The 3,066-nt window shown below is 40.1% G+C and carries 1 protein-coding gene; it reads right to left on the reverse strand.

Going from position 1 to position 3,066, the window contains the following annotated elements; all coding sequences use genetic code 11:
- The coding region (locus AC6QZF_RS05425; protein WP_499798861.1) for a beta strand repeat-containing protein at positions 1-3,066 on the reverse strand (3,066 nt) is incomplete at both ends.

Genomic DNA, 3,066 nt, shown 5'->3' on the forward strand with positions numbered 1-3,066 from the left:
AAGCAATTGCATTTGTTGTTGGACCAGCATCAACGAACGAGTTGGAGCCAGTGCGTGCTTGCAATTTAACATTGCCACCAACCAATGTAGCATCATTTGGAATGTTAACTACAACATCAACTGCTGTATTGGAGTTATTGAAGTAATTCACAACAACGGGAGCAGTAACAGCAGTTCTGCTTGCTATTGTTGTTGCAACTGGAGGAGTGATGTCGTAGGTAATTGTGTTCGTACTTTGGGTTCCAACTGTCGAGTTCCCTGAAAAGTCGGTAATAACTGCCGTCCAATAGAGCACATCACCTTCGGTCAAACCAGAAATTGCTTGTAATTGAGCCTTTGTAATAGTAATATCGACATTATTATCTAAATTACCCGAGACTATTGTGTGCGGTGTGCCAATATTAGCAAACGTACCGCCAATGCCGCGTTTTACTTGCACTTGAATTGTACCATTCGTCAAAGAAGCATCATTAGCAACGGGAACGGTAACCTGAACGTCGCGGTTGTTGTCGCTATCGACTTGGTTGTAATAACCAGCTTTGGCACCACTTACAACGACAACATTACCTACATTAAAGTCAGCTGGAGCAGTTAGGTCAGTAGTGAAGGATGTTGAACTTGCTACGCTAAGATTACCAGCCTGGTCCATACCGAATACGCGGTATGTTTTTGCATCTACTATATTAGAGTTATTCGCAGATACACTAATATCAACAGCGTTGCCAGCAGTTGGAGCATTTGCTGATGCAAAGCCAACAGTTGTAATGTTGGACCAGCTTGGTGAATTATCTGTAACGTTAACTACATATAATGTTGTATTGTTTTCGTTAGATTGAGCATTGACATTAAAGCCATTAGTTTTTTCCGCAATATTAATAATATTGTCGGCAGTTGCGCTGTTCAATGTAACTGTTGGAGCAGTTTCGTCGCGATAAATTGTGTTCGAACTCGGAGTTCCGTTGGTTGATTGATTAGCAAAATCAGTAATTACAGCACGGAACTGTATTGTTGAATTGTTATCAAAATCACCTGAGCTTACTAAATCAGCCTTGGCGAGTGTAATTGTTTTATTAGTATTCAGATCAGTTGGTAAAATTGTATAGAGACCAGAATTTGGAACGTTGACCCAAGTAGCATCGCCATCGTTATCAACTTGAATCTGAACTGTACCATATGCAAGACTGTTGTCGTTTGCAATTGGAACAACAACGTCAATATTTGTATTGGTAGCATTGAAGAAGCCTGCAACTACGTTTCCACCAACGGGTGTCACTGCACCTGTATTGAATGCAGCGGGTGCAGTGCAATCAGTAATTATTGTTTCAGTTGAAGTTGATATTGCTGTAGCTGCTGGATTTAAGTAAAATCCTAAAATGTTTGTTGTTGTGTAAGTGTTGTCAGTTGTATTTTTAACATCTACGTTTGGCAGATATGTGCAGATGTTGTTTTCGTTTGTTCTATTGAAATTGCGACCGGGAGTATTAAATGTATTGCCATCGTAAACATTAACGGCAGAGAAATTTGCATATCCAGTTATCTGGTTGCGGAAGTGAATTGCGCTTGTCGAAGCATCGCCACCAGTGAAAGAGTTGCCTGTAATATTTAATGCAGCAGTGCCAGCAGCAGTAGTGTTTCCAGTTTCAACTCTAATCCCATCGCCGCCATCGGCAAGAGTAAACGCGTTTGCATTTATTGTTATCGGATTGGTAAGACCTGTTGTTGGAGCAATGTTTATAGCTGGGTTGCCGGTTAGATCTAAGTTACTTATAGTTCCACCATTTGCTGTTACTAAAAGCGTACCATCGATTGCACCACCAGTACCAGCATCGGTTATTGTTACTTTTTTATTCACTGTGCCGCCGCCAATAATAGCATCTGCCGCAATCGAAATAATTCCGTCTGTTTTGATAATAGCCATAGCATCGTCGATATTACCTTCAGTAGAATTACCATCGTCATCACCAACTGTTACCAAAGTAGCAGAGAAACCTGAGAATGTGTAATCTTTTTCAAGAGTTACACTATTTGCTGAAGCTAATTCGCAAGTTGTGCCATAACCTGTAATCGTTGTTAAGTTAGTTCCACCCGAGAATGTAACATTTTCGGCATAAGTTCCTGCACCAATGTTTAATGTTGCTGCTAAATCAGCATTTTCTGCTGTCTGGATGGATGGATAGAGAAATGCAGTTGCATTATTTAAAGTTAAATCATACCATGCAGCACCATAAATGTCAGTTGCTGTTAAGTTTGTATTTGCACTAGTGCCATATAAATCAATATTTGGCAAAGTAGAGCCAACAAAACCTGCGTATGTAGAACTTTCATTTATTTTAATTCCATAACCTGCTTGGTCGAAGTCATTACCATCGTATATGTTGATAGTAGCACCTGATAGCGAATGTGAACTATTAACTGCATCTTCAAATACGATAGCATTACCGGTTAAAGAGTTTTGAAATGTATTTCCGGTAATTGTCAACGTTCCATTTGAAGCACCGGTACTATTAGTTGATGATACATAAATGACGGAGCCTGCTGTTCCGTTGAATGTATTCGAAGCAATCGAAACAGTCGATGTAATTTGGTTATTGGGCAAACGAATACCTACAGCCGTGATGTCGGCAAGACCAAATGTATTGCCATTACTACTTGAGCCAATGTTAAGCGCTCCACCAATTGTATTAGCAGTAACATTTATACCGTATTCATTTAACCCAGCTTGGAAGTTATTGCGTAAAATCGAAAGACCACTACTTGGAACGGCACTTACAACTATACCGTGAGTATTTGTAACATTGAAGTACAAGTCGCTTATTGTGTATGTAGCTGCTGTGGCGCTTGCGGTAACTGTATTTGTCAGTACTGTTCCAGTTGTTAGGTTTGCACCTTTACCAACTAAACTTACTGCTTCGCCCAATGTAATTGCTTCGTTATATGTACCTTGACCAAGGAAAACGGTTTCGCTACCGTCGTTTTGTGAATCACTAATAGCCGAATTAACATTGTCATATGAAACTGCAGTACCACCTTGCAAGGAAGTATTATCACCTAGAACCGCAATACCTG

The sequence above is a fragment of the Eximiradius sp. genome (assembly GCA_937127445.1).
In the GTDB taxonomy this organism is placed as follows: domain Bacteria; phylum Bacteroidota; class Ignavibacteria; order Kapaibacteriales; family UBA2268; genus JAKIZO01.